The organism is Actinoplanes sp. NPDC021490, from assembly GCF_055562135.1.
This window is the reverse complement of the sequence record NZ_JBVHFW010000003.1, coordinates 424,350-441,560: the sequence shown is the minus strand read 5'-3', so window position 1 is coordinate 441,560 and position 17,211 is coordinate 424,350. Positions and strand designations below refer to the sequence as shown.

Below are 17,211 nucleotides of genomic sequence, written 5' to 3'. Positions count from 1 at the left end.
GTTACGCGCGTTGGGGGCCGCCGGTCAGGCGGGCCACCAGTTCAGTCGCGCGTTCAGCATGCGGCCGAGACTACGGCCCGGCGCCGCTCCCGCACCAGACCCGTCCCAAAAATCCCCCGAGCGGGGAAGCGCGGGCCGAGCGATGCGGAAGCGGGAGAGAAGGGGCATGAGCGGCGCGGGTGGTGACCTACGAGAAGGCGGAACGGACCGCGTGGCGGGCCCAGAGCATGCGGCCGATGGCGCAGTCGGGGTGTTCGCCGAATTCCTGGGCGACCAGTTCGGCGCAGCGGGCCTCGCCCAGCTGGTCGACCGTGGCCGTCACGGCCTGGCGGATCAGCTCGGGTGTGGGTCGCTGGGACCGCTGGACGTGCGAGACGAAAAGGGCTTCGGACCTGATGTCCTGGAGTACTGCGCTCACGGAAACCTCCTGCCGGGCGGAGCAAGTGGGGTCGGCAACCAGAACACCGGAGCGGAGATGCAGCGCTGCTGCACGCTCGTTGCGCGTTGGTTGCAGAGGGCCTGAGCCGCGTCGGCATTCCCGGAGCGGCCTCACAACCCGGACTAACCGGATATGGTCCCGATAAGTAGCGAAAAGCGCCGCAGCCAACCGAGGGAGATTGCCGTGACGGTGGTCTTGGTCGCCGACGACGACGCGGACATCCGCGATCTGGTGGCGTTCAAGCTCGAGCAGGCGGGCTTCGAAGTGATCGCCGTCGAGGACGGGCAGACGGCGGTCGAGCAGGCCCGCAGCCGTCAGCCCACGCTGGCCGTGCTGGACGTGTCGATGCCGGGGCTGTCCGGCATCGACGTGTGCCGGATCCTGCGGTCCGAACCGGCGACGGCCGGGATCCTGATCATCATGCTGACCGCCCGCGTGCAGGAGCAGGACGTCGAGGGCGGTTTCAGCGCCGGCGCCGACGACTACGTGACCAAGCCGTTCAGTCCCCGTGAGCTGGTGTCCCGCATCCAGGCTCTGCTGAGCCGGGCCCGGGCGTGAGGCCCGGGCGGGCGGGCCCACGCCGGGCCGATGCGACGTGACGGCTCCGTCGGGAGGCTGCTGAGCAAGGCCTTCGCGGTCCTGGTCGCGATCATCATCGGGTCCGGCGTGGCCGAATTGGCCGCCGTGCTGGTGCAGCACCGGGCCGTGCAGCAGCTGACCGGCGAGGTGCAACCGGCGCAGATGGCCAACGCCGAGCTCCGCGCGGTGCTCGCCGACGCCCAGCGCGGGCTGCGCGGCTACCTGCTGACCGGCGACGAACAGATGCTCGACACGTACTTCGTGGCGCGCGGCGAATACTCCGTGGCCGCCGACGACCTGCGCCGGCTCAGCGCGGACCGGGACGAGGCTGTGGCGGTCGAACAGATCGGCAAGGCGAACATGTGGTGGGCCGTCGCCGAGCGGCAGCGTGTCGAACCGCCCCGCAGCGAGGCCGCGATACGGCTCGTGGAGCAGGGCAAACCGCTGTTCCAGGATTTCGTGGGGGCCAACGACGAGCTCCGGTCGAGGCTGGCCGGCCGCGCCGGGGACCTGAGCACCCGGGCCGGCACGTTGCAGGCCGCCGCCATCGCGGTCGTTTCCGCCCTGACCGTCGCGGCCGCGATCGGCGCCCTGATCACGGCCGTGCGTACCACCCGCCGCATCACCCGGCCCCTCGGTGCGGTCGTCGAGACGCTTGATTCCGTACGGGAAGGAAAGCTCGAAGCCCGTGCCGACGTGACGAATGGACCGGCGGAGATCCGGGCGGTCGCCGAGGCGGTGAATGCGGCGGCCGAGCAGAGCGAGCACATCCGGCGGCACGAGGAGCAGACCAGCGCGCGCCTGCAGGCCCTCGACACCGTCAAGACGGATTTCATGGCCACCGTCTCGCACGAGTTGCGCACGCCGCTGACCAGCATCTCCGGCTATCTCGAGCTGATGCGCGACGGCGATCCGGGCGACCTGAGCGACGCGCACCGCCGCATGCTCGAGGTGATCTCGCGCAACACCAAGCGGCTGCGCGACCTGATCGAGGACATCCTGACCCTGTCGAAGATCGAATCGGGCGACTACAGCAGCGACCGCACCCCGCTCGACCTGGCCAAGGTCGTCGACAAGGCGCTGATCGGGATCGGTCCGCTGGCCGCCAAGAACTCGGTCGGGCTGCACCTCGACGTCCGGGGCCCGCTGCCGGTGCGCGGCGACGGCGGCCAGCTCGACCGGGTCCTCGACAACGTGCTGTCCAACGCCGTCAAGTTCACCCCGGCCGACGGCACGGTCAAGGTGCACGCCGAACGCCGGGACGACCGGGCGGTGGTGACCGTGGCCGACACCGGCATGGGCATCCCGGCCGACGAGCAGCAGGCCTTGTTCGTCCGTTTCTTCCGCGCCACCAACGCCATCAAGCAGGCCGTTCCCGGCACCGGGCTGGGCCTGGCCATCGTGCGCACGATCATCGACAACCACGGCGGCACCATCACCGTGGACTCCACCGAGAACGTGGGAACGACGGTCACCATCACGCTTCCGGCCGAACCGGGCCAGCCCTGACGGAACGAGCCCGGCAGGGCGAAAACGATCACTCAATGTATCGATGAAAGTGCCCTGTGTGCGAGGGTTTGAGTCTTCGCGCCGAAGGCGGCACTATGCTTCGGATGCGGCGATCCCGGAACCTCATCATTGCTGTGGCGGCAGCCGTGATCCTCGGCGGCGGAGGCCTCATCGCTCTCGGCATGGGCGACGATGGTGACGGCGGTGGCGTCCTGCCGACCGCGCTCACGGGCGGCAAGGCGGCGAAACCGGCCGGCCCGAGCCCCGAGGAACTGGCCAAGATCGAGCGGGCGAAACGGGCCAAACAGCTCGACGCCGCCCTCAAGCTGGTCGCGGCCGAGACCCCCGACTTCTCGGTCGCCGTGATCGACAAGAAGACCGGTCAGGCGTACGCGTACCAGGGCGCGACGAAGTTCGACACGGCCAGCATCGTCAAGGCGCAGATCCTCGCCTGCGAGCTGCTCCAGGCGCAGGACAAGGACCGCGAGCCCACCGCGGGCGAGATGGCCCTGGCCACCCCCATGATCCAGCTCAGCGACAACAACGCGACCACCGAGCTGTTCGAGCGCCTGGGCGGCAAGAGCGCGATCACCAAGTGCAACAAGCGTCTCGGACTGACCCAGACGACCGTGAACCGGGCCTGGGGCCTGACCCGGACGACCGCGAGCGACCAGGTCAAGCTGCTGTCCCGGTTGGCCGACCCGCGCGGCCCGCTCGACGCGGACTCGCGCAAGACGGCGTTCTCCCTGATGAGCACCGTCAACGACGAGCAGGACTGGGGTGTGCCCGCGGTGGCCCGTCCGGGCGAGACCACCACGGTGAAGAACGGCTGGGACACCCGCTCGGCCGACGGCGGCCTGTGGGCGATCAACACGATCGGCCGGGTCACCTCGCCGGACGGCAAGGTCGACGTCTCGGTGGCCGTGCTGTCGCACAACAACCAGTCGATGGACAGTGGCATAGCGCTGGTCGAGAAGGTCGCCAAGCTGACGAGGGAGCACCTGAAGTACTGAAGTCAGTAGGCGGAGTTCGATAGACAGGGGTGGATCTATTCACCCCTGCGGCCGGAGTCTGGATGCATCCCATCTAGGAGGCTCCGATGATCCGCCGCATCCTCGTCGTCCTGCTGTTCGCCGTCGCCGCGCTCGTCCCGGTGAGCGCCGCCCACGCCGCGGACTCCAAGGAAACCGTCCTCTCGCGCTGGACCCAGCCGACCGCGGCCAGCACCGCGGCCTGGAACGACGCCCGCAACAACCGGCCGCCGTGGGCCTCGTACGGCTTCGACTGGTCGACCGACTACTGCTCGTCGAGCCCCGACAACCCGCTCGGCTTCAACTTCGACACGTCCTGCTGGCACCACGACTTCGGCTACCGCAACTACAAGTCGATCGGCCAGTTCCCGGCCAACAAGGCCCGCATCGACGACACCTTCTACGCCGACCTCAAGCGGGTCTGTGCCACCTACAACGCCGTCGTCCGCCCGGCCTGTAACAGCCTGGCCTGGACCTACTATCAGGCCGTCAAGCTGTTCGGCTCGCTGGCCGCGGTCAAGCAGTCGGACATCGACAAGGCCGCCGCCCTCATCGAGAAGTAGCCCGCAATTCAACGTGACGTCACCGGCCGTTGGCAGCCGCCCACGGCCGGGACGGCATCCTGCAACGATGTTCGGATTCCTGGTCGGCGGGCTCGCGGCCACCCTCGCCGCCGCGTGGGGCGTCATGGTCGCCGTCCTCGACCAGCAGCCCCTGCCGAGCCGGCGCATGCAGCAGATCTGCACGGCCCTGCTCGTCGCGCTCGGCGCCGTCGTGGTCGTAGGGGGCCTGAGCGCCGCCACCACCTGACGCATCACGATTGCGATGTGAACTGGCATCGATGGCGCCCGGCAGGCAGCATGGCGGGGTGCCTCTCGCGTTCGATCACTTGCGCCTCCTCCGCCGGCAAGCAGTCAGCCTCGCCGAGGCCGGGGATCCGGAGGCGGGGCGCGCGTTGCTCGCCGACGCGGTCGCGCAGGGCCGGGCCGGTCTGGCCGACGGTGACCCGGAGCTGCTGGAGACGATGCGGCAGCTGGCCGCGCTGCACGTCACTTTGGACGACCCGGCGGCGGCGCGACGGGTCCTCGAGGAGGCGGTGGCCGCTTCGCCCGGAGGCGCCGATCCGCTGGCGGTGATGCTCGCCTTCGAGCTGGCCGTGGTCGCCGAAGATCTGGCCAACCGGCATGTGGCCCGGTCCAACTTCGCTGCCGTCGCCAAGTTCGGGCCGGCCGCGCTGGGGGAGGACCACTGGGCGGTGGCCCGGGCCCGCGACTACCTGACCGCCGCGCAAGCCCCCGTCCCCGCCCCGTCTTTGCCATCGCCGGTCTTCGCCCCGCCGGCTCCCGCTACCGGACCCCCTTCAGCTGCGCCCGCGCCCGCGCCACCGCCGCCCGCGCCCGCGCCTCGTTTCGGGCCGGCTTCGCCTTCCCGTCCGCACCGCGCCTGGCTGCCCGCGGCCCTCGGCGGTGTCGTGGGCGGCATCATCGTGGCCGTAGTCGTAGCGGTGTTCCTGCTGCGACCCGGAGACGACAAGCCGGAATCCACCGCGGACGCGCAGCCGGCCCCCTCCCCACCCGCCGCGGCCTTACCATCCGCGGCCGGAATCTCCGCGCTCCCGCAGGCCCCGGTGGCCCCGTCCGCCGCCACCACGGCACCCCCGGCGACGCGCACCTCCAAGACGACCCCGACCAAGACGACCCCGCCCAAGGCGACCAAGACCACCCCACCCCGAGCCGCCGTACGCACGAGGATCGTCGCGCCGGGCAACAACAGCCGCGTCCCCTACCCGTTCGACGCCCGCTTCACCGTCTCAGCGGCCGACGCCAAGTCGACCGGCACGGTCGTCGCGCTGCTCCTCTGCGTGGCCGGCCGCTGCTATCTCGACGGCAAGCTCGACATCATCGACGGCGCCGCCGCCCCGTACACGATCTATCTCGGCTCCACCCGCTCCGAAGGCACCGGCGTGCCCTGGAAGCTGCGGCTCGACCGCCTCTCCCGGACGGCTTACAACGACCTGATCGCTCAACGCGACACCGCGATCGCCGACGGCAGCTGGGGCGACAAGGGCACCCCGATGAGCGCGCTCAACGCCACCCCGGTCAGCACGCTCACCGTCGTCAAGGGCTGAGAGCGGTCAGTCGGCTGGGGCGCCCGGGCTGACCAGGCCGGTCTCGTAGGCGACGACCACCGCCTGCACGCGGTCGCGCAGCTGGAGTTTGCCGAGGATCCGGGCCACGTGGGTCTTCACGGTCGCCTCGGACAGGTGCAGCGCGCCGGCCAGTTCGGCGTTGCTCAGGCCGCCCGCCAGCAGGCGCAGCACCTCGGTCTCGCGCGGGGTCAGGGTGGCCAGGTCTCGGTGCAGGGAGGCGGTCTGCGGGTCGCGGCGGGCGAACCGCTGGACGAGCCGCCGGGTGATCGCCGGGGCGAGCAGCGCGTCGCCGTCCCGCACCATCAGCACGGACGCCACCAGGTGTTCCGGCGTGACGTCCTTGAGCAGGAAACCGCTGGCCCCGGCGGCGAGCGCGGCATAGACGTACTGGTCGAGGTCGAACGTGGTCAGGATGATGATGCGCGGCGCCGCGGCGGCCCCGGTGAGGATGCGGCGGGTCGCCTCGAGCCCGTCCAGTTCCGGCATCCGTACGTCCATCAGCACCACGTCGGGGCGGGTGCGCCGGACCGCGTCGATCGCCTCCGCGCCGGTGGCCGCCTCGCCCACCACCTCGACGCCGCCGGCCGTGAGGATCATGCGGAAGCCCGTCCGGACCAGTGCCTGGTCGTCGGCCACCACCACCCGCACCGTCACGCCGCCTCCAGCGGGATCAGCGCCTCGACCCGGAAGCCCTCGCCGGGGCGGGCCTCGGCGCGCAGGGTCCCACCGTAGACGGCCAGTCGTTCCCGCAGGCCGATCAGCCCGCGCCCGCCGGTCGGGCCGGGCGCGGCGGGGGCGTCGGGCTCGGTGTTGCCGACCTCGACCCGCAGCTCCTCCGCGCGGTATTCGACCAGCACCATGGCGGTGGCCCCGGGCGCGTGCCGCACCATGTTGGTCAGGGCCTCCTGCACGACCCGGTACGCGGTGAGCCCGACGCCGGGGGCGACCGGGCGCTCGTCACCGAGGACGGTCAGCAGCACCGGCACCCCGGCTTCGCGCATGCGGCGGATCAGCGCGGGCAGTCCCTCGATCCCCGGTTGCGGCGCCTCCGGCAGCCCGGGCTCGACGGGCTCGGACAGCAGGCCCATCACGTTGCGCAGCTCGGTCAGCGCCGACCGGCCGGTCGACTCGACCGCCAGCAGCGCCTCCCGGGCCTGGCCGGGCTCGGCCGTCAGCACGGCCCGGGCCGCCCCGGCCTGGATGACCATCACGCTCACGTGGTGCGTCACGACGTCGTGCAGTTCGCGGGCGATGCGGGCGCGTTCGCCGTCGACCGCGTCGCGTAACGCTTCGGCCTGCGCGCGGGCCTCCCCGGCGATACGGTCGCGGTCCTCACCGGCGCGTCGCTTCCACACGTAGTTGCCGCCGGCCGCGGCGGTCAGCGGGGTCAGCACCAGGAACGGCAGATAGTCGCCGGGCACCTCGACCACGGTCACCCCGATCAGCGCGGTCACCGCGATGCCGGCCAGGGCGGGCACGCGGTAGGGGCTGTGCGCGGCCGCGCTGTAGACGGCGATGAGCGAGGCGATCACCACACACGGGTAGAGGTTGGGCTGCTGCTCGCCCTGGCTGAGCAGCACCAGCAGCGAGGCGAACGTCGTCGCCCAGAGCACGCCGAGCGGATAGCGCCGGCGCAGCACGAGCGGCGCGCAGAGGACGAACACCAGCAGCAGCGCACCCAGATCCGACTCGGGCGGCGCCTCGGGCACCCAGGGGTCGGGCCTCATCGGGGGCATCCCGGTCGGCAGCGGCCGGATGATCGCGGCGTCGTCGGTGGCGGCCTGGAAGCAGACCAGCCCGAGCACGAAGGCCAGGGCTGCGTCGAGCAGCAGCGCGCGCCAGCCCGGTCTCGGCAAGGGCCCGGTGGCCACCATCCACTTCACGGGCCCATTCTGGCCCGCCGCGGCCATCCCGGGCATCGGCCGCGGTGGCTACATCGCAGGGATGACCCCGGGCCATGTCCACCTTCGACGGTACGGCCGATGCGCCGCGGGACCGACGCGGGCGGCTCCAGCGCGCCCCTAACGTCACTGCGACCCGTCACCACGACGTGTCACCACGACCCGTCAGAGCGACCGACCAAGGAGCGCCCACATGACCGACCCGGTGATCGAACTGCGCGGGGTGACCCGTCGCTACGACGAGGGCCCGCCCGCGCTGCACGACGTGTCGCTGACCGTGAAGCCGGGCGAGTCCGTCGCCGTGCTCGGCCCGTCCGGCAGCGGCAAGTCGACGCTGCTCAACCTGATCGCCGGGCTGGACCGGCCGGACGAGGGCACGGTCACCGTGGCCGGCACCCGGGTCGAGACGCTCGGTGAGGCCGCCTCGGCGAAGTTCCGGCGTACCCGCATCGGGCTGGTCTTCCAGTTCTTCAACCTGCTGGATGACCTGACCGTGCTCGACAACGTGCTGCTGCCCGCGCAACTGGCCGGCGCCCCGCAGCGGGAGGCGCGCGAGCACGCGGCCGGGCTGCTGGCCTCGCTGGGCATCGCCCGGCACCGGGACGCGTATCCGGGGCGGCTCTCGGGCGGGGAACGGCAGCGCGTCGCCGTGGCCCGGGCGCTGGTCAACCGTCCGGCGTTGCTGCTGGCCGACGAGCCGACCGGCGCGCTGGACACCGCCTCCGGCGACGATGTCCGGCAGCTGCTCAACGACCTGCACGACAGCGGCCAGACGATCGTGCTCGTCACCCACGACCTGCGGCTGGCCCGGGACTGCGCCACCCGCACGATCGGCATGCGCGACGGCCGGGCCGAGGAGGAGCGATGAGCGGCCTGCGATCGGTGATCCGGTCGGGCGTGCGCCGCCGGCGGGTCCAGACCATGGTGATCGGGCTGGTGGCGGCGGCCGCCGTGACCGCGTCGGTGCTGGGCGCCGGGCTGCTGGTGGCCTCCAAGGCGCCGTTCGACGACGCGTTCGCCGCCCAGGGCGGGGCGCACCTGACCGTCCAGCTGGCCCCCGCGGCCGAGCCGGTGGCGGTGCCGGGGGTGGTCGCGGTGGCCGGCCCGTACGAGGTGCTGGATGTTCCGCTGGGAGGCCCGGGCGGCATGGGCCCGCCGCTGACCGTCGTCGCCCGCCCCGGACCCGGCGGTGACGTGGACCGGGTCGAGGTGACCGACGGGCGGTGGGCGACCGGGCCGGACGAGATTGTGGTCGGCGACGGCAGCTTCCGGCTTCCGGTCGGCGAGCACCTGACAACTCAGGACGGCGTGACGCTGACCGTGGTCGGCACGGCCCGTTCGGTCAGCGCGACGGCGACGGCCTGGGTGCTGCCCTCCGCCGTGGACGCGCTCGGCGGGTCCCAGGGCCGGCAGATGCTCTACCGGTTCGCCGCCGCGGGCACCGCCGCCGAGGTCGCGGCCGACCGCGCCGCCGTCGAAGCGACCCTGCCGGCGGGCTCGGTCACCGGCGCCCGCTCCTGGCTCGACGTGCGTCAGCAGGCCGTCGAGGAGGCCGCCGTCTTCGTGCCCTTCCTGGTCGCGTTCGCGCTGCTCGGGATCGTGATGGCGGTGCTCGTGGTGGGCACGGTGATCGCCGGTGCGGTCGGCGGGGCGACCCGGCGGATCGGCATCCTCAAGGCGCTCGGCTGCACCCCGGCCGGGATCGTCCGCGCGTTCGTCGCCCAGGCGCTGATCCCGGCGGCCGCCGGTGGTGTCGCGGGCGCGCTGGCCGGCAACCTGATCGCGCTGCCCGTCCTGGCCCAGACCGAGCAGCTGTACGGCTCGGCCAACGCGACGATCGCCTGGTGGGTGACGCTCGTGGCGGCCGGTGGGGTCCTCGCCGTGGTCGCCGCGACCGCGTGGGTGGCGGCGCTGCGGGCCGGACGGCTGCGGACCGTGGACGCGATCGCGGTGGGCCGGGCGACCGGGCCCGTCCGCGGCCGGTGGGCGGCCCGGATCGCGGCCCGGCTGCCCGTTCCCCGGCCGGTGGCGCTGGGCCTGGCCCGGCCGTTCGCGCGGCCGGTGCGCACCACGGCGATCCTGCTGGCGGTGGCGACCGGGGCGGCCGCGGTCACGTTCGCCAGCGGGCTGGCGGCGTCGCTGGTGCGCATCCAGAACGCCGTCGAGCAGAACAACGCGGACGTCGTCGTGATGGGCGGCGGGGACAGGACGGACGTGCTCCCGGTGATCACCGCCCAGGAGGGGACCCGGGCCGCGTACGGGCTGGGGGAGGCTCCGGGAACGGCGCCCGGCGTGAGCGATCCGTTCTCCGTGAACGCGATCACCGGTGACGCGACGTGGGACGGCTACGAGATGGTGTCCGGCCGGTGGTTCGCGGCGCCGGGCGAGGCGGTCGCCGGGGCCCCGTTCCTCAACGCGACCGGCACGCGGGTCGGTGACATCGTCGAGATCAAAGCCGGGGATCAGCCCGTACGCCTGCACCTCGTCGGCGAGGTCTTCGAGACCGGCGGCGGGGTCTTCACCTCCGCCGCCACGATCCCCACCCTCAAGCCGGGGGAGTGGCGGATCGCACTCACCGACGGCACCGACCAGGCCGGGTACGCCCAGGCCCTGACCGCCGCCCTGGCCGGCCGCGACCTGGTCGCCGAGCCGAACGGCGCCGAGATCGACCCGCTGCTGGTGGTCGTGCAGGGGCTGACCCTGACGTTGACCCTGCTCCTGCTGGCCGTGGCCGCGCTGGGCGTGCTCAACATGCTGGTGCTCGACCTGCGCGACCGCGTCCACGACCTGGGCGTCCACAAGGCGCTGGGCATGACCCCGCGCCAGACGATCGCGATGGTGATCGCCTCGGTCGCCGGGGTGGGCCTGCTCGGCGGCCTGCTGGGGGTTCCGGCCGGGATAGCGATGCAGCGCCTGGTGGTCCCGGCCATGGCGGCGAGCGGGGGACTGCACCTGCCGCACAGCCTGCTGGACGTCTACGGTCCGGCCCTGCTGGCGGCGCTGGCCCTGGGGGGCCCGCTGATCGCCCTGGTCGGCGCGCTGCTCCCGGCCGGCTGGGCGGCCCGGACCCGTACGGCGGTGGCCCTGCGGACCGAATAACGGCGCGTGGCCTAGATTCAGTTGGTGACCGATCCCTTCGCCGATGCCGGTGACCTGCGTCCGGCGTATCTCGGGGTCGACTGGGCCAAGACCCCGCTGGGGCCGGTCAGCGAGTGGAGCCCCACGCTGCTGACCACGGTCGACATGCTGTTGCACACCCGCAGCGCGGTCACGCTGTTCTGGGGCCCGGAGCTCGTCCTGCTCTACAACCAGGCCTACGTCCAGATGATCGGCGACAAGCACCCGGCCGCGCTGGGGGCCACAGCGCGTGACGTGTTCCCCGAGATCTGGGACGAGATCGGGCCGATGATCGACCAGGTCCGGTCGGGTGGCGCCGCGACCTGGACCGAGGACATGCGGCTGCTGATGAACCGGCACGGTTACCCCGAGGAGACGTACTTCACGTTCTCCTACTCGGCCATCCGGGGGCCCGGCGGCGAGATCGAGGGGGTCATCGACATCGCCGCCGAGACCACCGCGCTGGTCATCGGCCGCCGCCGGCTGGGGCTGCTGAGCCGGCTGACCGAGCGCCTGGCCGACGTCGAGACCGTGCCGCAGCTGCTGGACCGGGCTCTGCCGGTGCTGCGGGACGGCGCCGGCGACCTGCCGGGCGCCGAGATCCGGCCCGGCCCGGCCGATCCCGGCGACCCCCGCGTACGCCTCGAGCTGCGCGACCACCTGGGCCTGGTCACCGGCCTCAGCCCGCACCTGCCCGACGACGACGACTACCGGGGCTTCCTGCGCCTGGTCGCGGCCGCCCTCGACCAGGGTCTGAGCCGGGTCGCCGAGCGGCGGGCGGCCGAGACCGAGCGGCAGATCGCCGAGGCGCTGCAGCGCAGCCTGCTCAGCCATCCGGCCCAGCCCGACCACCTCGAGGTGGCGGTCCGCTATCAGCCGGCGGCCGAGGGGGCCAAGGTCGGCGGCGACTGGTACGACGCGTTCCCGCTGCCCGGCGGCCGGCTCGCGGTGGCGGTCGGCGACGTCACCGGCCACGACCGGGACGCCGCGGCGGCGATGAGCCAGATCCGCAACCTGCTGCGCGGCATCGCGTACGCCCTGCCGGGCCCGCCGGACCGGGTGCTGTCGGCGCTCGGCGACGCGATGGTGGGCCTGTCGGTCGACGTCTTCGCCACCGCCGTGCTCGCCTACGTGGACCTCGAGACGCACGAGCTGACCTGGTCCAACGCCGGGCACCCGCCACCGGCGGCGATCAACCCCGGTTTCCCCGTACGCCTCCTGGCCGCTCGTTCCGAGCCCCTGCTCGGCACCCGGTTCCCGGCCGCCCGGTCCACCCATGCGATGACTCTCGAGCCCGGCTCGACCGTCGTCTTCTACACCGACGGTCTGGTCGAGCGCCGCGACCGCGATCTCATCGCCGGCATGCAGGCCCTGCTCGACGCGCTGGCCGCGAGCCCGGACGACAGCGCCGAGGCCCTGTGCGACCGCCTCCCGGCCGAGCTGGCCGACCGGGCCGAGGACGACGTGGTCCTGGCCGTGATCCACCGGCGCCCCTGAGAGCCGGCCGCACACCTCAGGCGGCGATGCGGCTCCGGACCGGGGCCGGGCGGTACACGGCGATCGCGCCGGCGGGCATCGGCCGGCCGTAGTGGAAGCCCTGCGCGTAGCGGTAGCCGAGCCGCTGCAGCTCGGCCGCCTGCTCGGCGGTCTCGACGCCCTCGGCCACGGCGCGCAGGCCCATGCCCTCGCAGATGCCGATCAGCGCCGCCACCACGACCGCCTGCTGACCGCCCTCGGTGACGTCGTCGACGAACGACTTGTCGACCTTGAGAACGTCGGCCGGGCACGTACGCAGCAGGCCCAGCGACGAGTGGCCGGTGCCGAAGTCGTCCAGGGCGATCTTGACGCCGAGGTCGGCGATCGCGCGCACCTCGGCCAGCGCCGTGCCGCCGTCGAACACCGCCGTCTCGGTGACCTCGACCGTCAGCACCTCGGGGGGCAGCCCGGTGCGCCGCAGCACGGCCGCGACCTCCTCGGCGAACCCGGCCTCGCGCAGCTGGCGGGCCGACACGTTGACGGTGACCGTGTGCGGGGCGGCCTCGCCCAGCTCGTCGCGCCAGCGCACCGCCTGAAGACACGCCTCCTCCAGGATCCAGGCGCCCAGCGGCACGATGAGGCCGGTGCGCTCGGCCGCCGGGATGAAGACGTCGGGGCCGATCGGGCCGCGTTCCGGGTGGTTCCAGCGGATCAGGGTCTCGACCCCGTACAGCTCGCCGCCCGGCATCGCCACGATCGGCTGGTAGAGCAGGTGCAGCTGGTCGCTGTCGAGGGCGACGCGCAGGTCGGCCGCGAGCCGGGACTGCTCGGCGGTGCGCTGGTCCATTTCCGCGGTGTACGTGACCTGGCGGCCCTTGCCCTTGCCCTTGGCCTCGTACATCGCCACGTCGGCCCGGCGCAGCAGCTCGTCGGCGGTGTCGCCGTCGCGGGCCGGGGCCAGGCCGATGCTCGACTCGACCACCAGCTCGTGACCGCCGGCGTGCACCGACAGGCGCAGCCGGGAGGCGATCGCGGCCAGCGTGCCGGTGGCGTCCCCGCGCAGCAGCAGCGCGTACTCGTCGCCGCCCTGACGGGCCACCAGGCTGCCCGCGGGCAGCTGGGCCGCGATCGTGCCGGCCACGGCCACGAGCAGCGCGTCGCCGACCGCGTGGCCGAGGTCGTCGTTGATCGCCTTGAAGTCGTCGAGGTCGATCAGGGCCACGCTGACGTCGGACGGATCCTCGGCCAGCGCCTCGGTGATCGCGCGGGCGAGCACGGTGCGGTTGGCCAGGCCGGTCAGCGCGTCGTGCCCGGCCTGGTAGGCCAGTTCGCGCTGGCGGGCGTCGAGGTCCTCGAGGAGGCGGGCGTTGTCGCGCAGGGCGACCAGCTGGCGGGCGGCCACCAGCAGCGTGACGGTCACCGAGCCGATCGCCACCGCGAGCAGGTCGGCGGTGCCGCCGATGGCGCTGGAGAGCAGCAGAACGGCGGTGCCGAGCACGGCGGCGTACGGCATCAGGCTGAGCCGGCGCATCGCCGGGCGTGGCAGCGAGCGTCCGAGGCTGCTGGCCCGGATCTGGCGGTCGGCGGCCAGGCAGAGGCACAGGCAGGTGGCCGGCAGCAGTATGTGCGCGGTGTTCAGATAGGGCTTGTCGGCCAGCAGCGGCGCCAGCGACCCGCCGCCCGCACCGATCGCGCCGGTGAGGGCCAGCAGGTGCAGGGCGCGCCGGTCGATCGGGCCGGTGCCGGTGAAGGCCACCTTGACGAAGGCGAAGACGCAGACGAAACCGGCCGTCAGCACGATCAGCACGGAGAACGAGTCGGCGATCGTGCCGCCCAGCCAGCTCTCCCAGCGCGGGTAGGCGAAGTGCCAGGTGAAGGTGAGCACGGTGACGATCACCGTGGCGGTGTCGAGACCGAAGCGGGTCCACTCGATGCCGCTGCGTCTCGCGCCCGGAATGCGCAGCAGCCCCGCCACGAAGGCGACCAGCCCGGCGACGTAGATCCCGGCGGTGAGGCCGCTGATGTGCTGGCCGTACTGGGCGCCGCTGAAGTAGTCCCACGCGTTGGAGGCGCCGCCGAGACCGATCAGGATGATGCCGACCGAGGCGTACCGCCAATAGTTCCGGCCGCCGGCCGAGGCCCGCCACGAGATGACCGCGGCGACCGGCACCGACACGAGCAGCGCCAGCCAGCCCGCCGACGTGGGGGTCTCGTGCACGAGACCGAAGCCGAACCACAGGCAGGCCAGGGCGAGAGAGCTGGCTGCCACGGCCAGGACGCGCGTCAGCCGGAACGGGGGCACCGTCACCCCATCGGCGTCGCTCGTCCTCTCCACAGCGTTCCCATCGGCTCGACACCGCCGCGGGCTGAGGAGATCGCGGGGCTACCCGGGCCACAGGGTACCGCCGTCACCGGCGTAGGCAAGAGGCCTTTCGGTGTTGCGTTTGGTGCCCTATACGCCGAATGTGGTCCTGTGAGACGGGCCATGGCCGCGCTGACCGTCGCGGCGTTCCTGACGCTGCTGGTCGATGTCGGGGGCGGCCGCAGCGAAGGTGTCGCGCTGCTGCCCGGGTTCCTGTTCACGGTCGCGGCCACGCTCGGGTTCGCCTGGGTCGAGCGCCGCGGCCTTCGATACGCGTACGTCGCAAGTCTTGTGCTCCTGGGTCTGGCGGTCTTCATCGCCTCGGACGCGTCGGTCGGCTCGACCCTGATGCTGGTGGTGCTGGTCATCCAGGCGACTCTGCTGCTCCCGCTCGCGGCGGTGACCATGATCGTGGTGCTGCTGCCGTTCTTCCACCTCGGAATGGCGCCGGCCGAGGGTCTCCGCGAGGGGATCAGCCTGTTCGCGGTGGGCGCGTTCGCGGCCGTGGTCACCAAGTCGCTGATGTGCGAGCAGCAGGCCCGGCGGGCGCTGGCGCGGGCCCAGCTCGAAGTGGAGCGGGTGGCCGTGCTCGAGGAGCGCAACCGGGTGGCGCGCGACATCCACGACGGGCTCGGGCACGCGCTCACCGTCGTGCAGATGCAGATCAAGGCGGCCCGGGCGGCTCCCGGGCGCGCCGACGAGATGTTGGCCAAGGCCCAGGAACAGGCGGAGAAGGCCCTTCAGGAGGTACGCCGGTCGGTGGGCGCGCTGCGCGAGGAACGGCCGCCCGTGCCGCTGCCGGACGCGCTGGCCGAACTGGCCGACGTGGACGTCCGCGGAGAGCCGAGGCGGTTGCCGGTCGAGGCCGAGGAGTCCCTGTTCCGCACGGCTCAGGAAGGCCTGACCAACATCCGCAAGCACGCGCGGGCCACCAAGGTCGAGCTCCGCCTCGACTACTCCGAGGCCGGCCGGGTGAGCCTGGAGGTCCGCGACGACGGGATCGGGGTCGGGGGCTCGTCCGGCGGCGGATTCGGGCTCGTCGGGCTGCGCGAGCGCGCCGCGCAACTGGGCGGCCGGCTGACCCTCGAGTCGGCGCCCGGGGCCGGGGCCACGCTGCGGATGGAGGTGCCGGGATGAGCCCCGTACGGGTGCTGCTCGTCGACGACCAGGCCCTGTTCCGTGAGGCCCTGGCCGTGCTGCTCGGCGCGTCGGTCGATCTCGAGGTGGTGGGCGAGGCCGGGAACGGCGAGGAAGCCGTGGCCCGGGTTGCCGCCGCCCGGCCCGACGTCGTGCTGATGGACCTGCGGATGCCGGTGCTGGACGGGGTTTCGGCCACCCGCCGGATCCGCGCCGAGCACCCGGCGACCCAGGTGATCGCGCTGACCACGTTCGACGACGACGCCGACGTGTTCGCGGCGCTGCGCGCGGGCGCGGTCGGCTACCTGCTCAAGGACGTGTCGTCGGAGCGGCTGGTCGAGGCGGTCCGGGCGGCCGCGCGCGGCGAGTCGGTGCTGCAGCCGTCGGTGGCGGCCAAGGTGGTCGCGCGGTTCGCCCAGCTTCCCGACGCCGACGCTGTTCCGCCGCCGCAACCGCTGCTGGATCCGCTCTCCGGCCGGGAACTCGAGGTTCTGCGGCTGCTCGCCGAGGGCCGCAGCAACCGGGAGATCGCCACCACCCTGTTCCTGGCCGAGGGCACGGTCAAGAACCACGTCACCAGCGTGCTGGGCAAGCTCGGCGTCCGCGACCGTACGCAGGCCGCCCTGGCGCCGTTGTGGTCGATGGCGGTGCCCGGGCTGTCCGGGCATCCCGACGCGGCCGCGATGGTGATGGCCACCGACATGTCGATCGGCATGGCCCTGTGGATGCGGATCCGCAAGCACGGATGGCTGCACATCGGCGAGATGTGCGCCGCCATGGTCGCGCCGTTCGTGGTGCTGCTGGTGCCGTACTGGATGGGCCTGATCGGCGGCGGCACCCTGATGACGGCCGGGCACGTGCTGATGTTCCCGGCGATGCTGGTACCCATGTTGCGGCATCGGCAAGATAGCCTGCATTAAATGCAGGAGATCTCGGATGTGGTGCGCCAGCGGATTCGTGGCCTCCGGCAGGCCCGCGGGTGGAGCCTCGACGCGCTGGCCGCCCGCTGCCATCTCAGCCCGTCGACGCTGAGCCGGATCGAGACCGGCCACCGGCGCATCGACCTCGACCAGCTGGTCGCGCTGGCCCGGGCGCTCGACACCACGATCGACCACCTGGTCGAGCCGGTCGACGACGCCGACGTCATCATCCGGCCGATGCAGCATCAGGAGCCCGGGCTGACGACGTGGGTGCTCTCGCGCGACCCCGCCCGCAACGGCGGCAGCCACGTGGCCAAGATGCGGATCACGCCGGAGCGGCGTCCGAGCCCCGAACATCTGGCCGTCCACCCGGGCCGCGAGTGGTTCACGGTGATCAGCGGAACCGCGCTGCTGCACCTGGGTGAGCGGCAGATCCCGGTGGCGACCGGCAACGCGGCCGAGTTCTCGACGATGATCCCGCACTTCATCGGCGCGGTGGACGGACCGGTCGAGATCCTGACCATCTTCGACCAGGAGGGCGAGCGCGCCCACGCCACCTCCTAGATCTTGCCAATGCTGCAAGGTCTGATG

At 72.7% G+C, this 17,211-nt stretch carries 16 protein-coding genes; 12 read left to right on the top strand and 4 right to left on the bottom strand.

Features of this window, described 5'->3' with window-relative positions:
* Nucleotides 1-187: 187 nt before the first annotated feature.
* Nucleotides 188-418 carry a hypothetical protein gene (locus ACZ3I4_RS10390; RefSeq protein ID WP_465381590.1) on the bottom strand — a complete coding sequence of 77 codons (231 nt, stop codon included), beginning with the start codon at nucleotides 416-418 and terminating at the stop codon, nucleotides 188-190.
* 204 nt (nucleotides 419-622) lie between these two features.
* On the opposite strand from ACZ3I4_RS10390, the gene ACZ3I4_RS10385 reads away from it, so the two are divergent.
* The 6 genes from ACZ3I4_RS10385 (at nucleotide 623) to ACZ3I4_RS10360 (ending at nucleotide 5,686) form a co-directional block, all read left to right on the top strand.
* A complete protein-coding gene (locus ACZ3I4_RS10385) occupies nucleotides 623-997 on the top strand; it encodes a response regulator transcription factor (RefSeq protein WP_436654460.1) in 375 nt (124 codons plus the stop codon).
* 30 nt (nucleotides 998-1,027) lie between these two features.
* Nucleotides 1,028-2,527, top strand: coding sequence for an ATP-binding protein (locus tag ACZ3I4_RS10380; protein ID WP_465381589.1), 1,500 nt, complete (start codon nucleotides 1,028-1,030; stop codon nucleotides 2,525-2,527).
* Nucleotides 2,528-2,631: 104 nt separating this feature from the next.
* Nucleotides 2,632-3,540 (top strand): serine hydrolase, encoded by a 909-nt coding sequence (locus tag ACZ3I4_RS10375; RefSeq protein WP_465381588.1) that lies wholly within the window; start codon nucleotides 2,632-2,634, stop codon nucleotides 3,538-3,540.
* A gap of 86 nt (nucleotides 3,541-3,626) precedes the next feature.
* Entirely contained in the window at nucleotides 3,627-4,121 is a 495-nt protein-coding gene (locus tag ACZ3I4_RS10370) for a phospholipase (RefSeq protein WP_465381587.1), read from the top strand.
* Nucleotides 4,122-4,188: 67 nt separating this feature from the next.
* Nucleotides 4,189-4,368 carry a hypothetical protein gene (locus ACZ3I4_RS10365; RefSeq protein ID WP_465381586.1) on the top strand — a complete coding sequence of 60 codons (180 nt, stop codon included), beginning with the start codon at nucleotides 4,189-4,191 and terminating at the stop codon, nucleotides 4,366-4,368.
* 58 nt (nucleotides 4,369-4,426) lie between these two features.
* On the top strand, nucleotides 4,427-5,686 hold the full coding sequence (locus ACZ3I4_RS10360; protein ID WP_465381585.1) for a tetratricopeptide repeat protein: 1,260 nt from the start codon (nucleotides 4,427-4,429) through the stop codon (nucleotides 5,684-5,686).
* A 6-nt stretch (nucleotides 5,687-5,692) separates the two neighbouring features.
* Here the strand turns inward: ACZ3I4_RS10360 and ACZ3I4_RS10355 are convergent, their stop codons facing one another.
* On the bottom strand, nucleotides 5,693-6,361 hold the full coding sequence (locus ACZ3I4_RS10355) for a response regulator (protein ID WP_465381584.1): 669 nt from the start codon (nucleotides 6,359-6,361) through the stop codon (nucleotides 5,693-5,695).
* Entirely contained in the window at nucleotides 6,358-7,581 is a 1,224-nt protein-coding gene (locus tag ACZ3I4_RS10350; RefSeq protein ID WP_465381842.1) for a sensor histidine kinase, read from the bottom strand. Before ACZ3I4_RS10350 ends, ACZ3I4_RS10355 begins: the two co-directional genes overlap by 4 nt.
* A 220-nt stretch (nucleotides 7,582-7,801) precedes the next feature.
* On the opposite strand from ACZ3I4_RS10350, the gene ACZ3I4_RS10345 reads away from it, so the two are divergent.
* Genes ACZ3I4_RS10345 through ACZ3I4_RS10335 form a run of 3 tightly spaced genes read left to right on the top strand, consistent with a single transcriptional unit; the run spans nucleotide 7,802 to nucleotide 12,222 of the window.
* Nucleotides 7,802-8,476 (top strand): ABC transporter ATP-binding protein, encoded by a 675-nt coding sequence (locus tag ACZ3I4_RS10345; RefSeq protein WP_465381583.1) that lies wholly within the window; start codon nucleotides 7,802-7,804, stop codon nucleotides 8,474-8,476.
* On the top strand, nucleotides 8,473-10,707 hold the full coding sequence (locus tag ACZ3I4_RS10340; protein WP_465381582.1) for an FtsX-like permease family protein: 2,235 nt from the start codon (nucleotides 8,473-8,475) through the stop codon (nucleotides 10,705-10,707). The genes ACZ3I4_RS10345 and ACZ3I4_RS10340 overlap by 4 nt, the downstream gene beginning before the upstream one ends.
* A 24-nt stretch (nucleotides 10,708-10,731) precedes the next feature.
* Nucleotides 10,732-12,222, top strand: a complete 1,491-nt coding sequence (locus ACZ3I4_RS10335) for a SpoIIE family protein phosphatase (RefSeq protein ID WP_465381581.1) — start codon at nucleotides 10,732-10,734, stop codon at nucleotides 12,220-12,222.
* A 16-nt stretch (nucleotides 12,223-12,238) separates the two neighbouring features.
* Here the strand turns inward: ACZ3I4_RS10335 and ACZ3I4_RS10330 are convergent, their stop codons facing one another.
* Nucleotides 12,239-14,536, bottom strand: a complete 2,298-nt coding sequence (locus ACZ3I4_RS10330; protein ID WP_465381580.1) for a putative bifunctional diguanylate cyclase/phosphodiesterase — start codon at nucleotides 14,534-14,536, stop codon at nucleotides 12,239-12,241.
* A gap of 138 nt (nucleotides 14,537-14,674) precedes the next feature.
* On the opposite strand from ACZ3I4_RS10330, the gene ACZ3I4_RS10325 reads away from it, so the two are divergent.
* Genes ACZ3I4_RS10325 through ACZ3I4_RS10315 form a run of 3 tightly spaced genes read left to right on the top strand, consistent with a single transcriptional unit; the run spans nucleotide 14,675 to nucleotide 17,184 of the window.
* Complete coding sequence (locus ACZ3I4_RS10325; protein ID WP_465381579.1) at nucleotides 14,675-15,700, top strand: sensor histidine kinase; 1,026 nt, start codon at nucleotides 14,675-14,677, stop codon at nucleotides 15,698-15,700.
* Nucleotides 15,697-16,620: a response regulator gene (locus ACZ3I4_RS10320; RefSeq protein ID WP_465381578.1), complete on the top strand. Its 924-nt coding sequence runs from the start codon at nucleotides 15,697-15,699 to the stop codon at nucleotides 16,618-16,620. The genes ACZ3I4_RS10325 and ACZ3I4_RS10320 overlap by 4 nt, the downstream gene beginning before the upstream one ends.
* On the top strand, nucleotides 16,621-17,184 hold the full coding sequence (locus tag ACZ3I4_RS10315) for a helix-turn-helix domain-containing protein (RefSeq protein WP_465381577.1): 564 nt from the start codon (nucleotides 16,621-16,623) through the stop codon (nucleotides 17,182-17,184).
* The last annotated feature ends 27 nt before the right edge of the window (nucleotides 17,185-17,211 follow it).